Genomic DNA, 343 nt, shown 5'->3' with positions numbered 1-343 from the left:
GTCGGCCTCTGGCTGGTAGGCATCGACGTTTGAGGAATCGATGAACTGGACCAGCGCACCTTTGGTGATCGGCTTGCCTTCGTTTTGGATAACTCGCGGGACAGGTTCCCCGCGTTGCGCCGCGGCGATAGCCTCGATCGAAGCGGCGGCATTGGAACGAAGATAGAGAGCGGTCGTGAAATCGATGGTACCGGCCTTGACCGCTTGTTTTGCCCACGCCGTGCCGCCAGCGTCGAACACCTTCACCGTTCCCAGCTTGCCCGCCGCTTCTAGTGCCTGAACGATGCCGCGCGTCATGTTGGAGTAATGCGAGAAATATAGTGTAATCTCGGGATGAGCCGAC

At 58.9% G+C, this 343-nt stretch carries 1 protein-coding gene; it reads right to left on the bottom strand.

Translation table 11 applies throughout. From position 1 onward, the window contains the following. A partial coding sequence (locus tag EN874_RS32650) for a substrate-binding domain-containing protein (RefSeq protein WP_348631836.1) occupies positions 1–327 on the bottom strand: 327 nt, incomplete at its 3' end. Between the last annotated feature and the right edge of the window lie 16 nt (positions 328–343).

Source organism: Mesorhizobium sp. M1D.F.Ca.ET.231.01.1.1 (genome assembly GCF_003999155.2).
In the GTDB taxonomy this organism is placed as follows: Bacteria; Pseudomonadota; Alphaproteobacteria; order Rhizobiales; family Rhizobiaceae; genus Mesorhizobium.
This window is presented reverse-complemented; position numbering and strand designations above follow the sequence as displayed.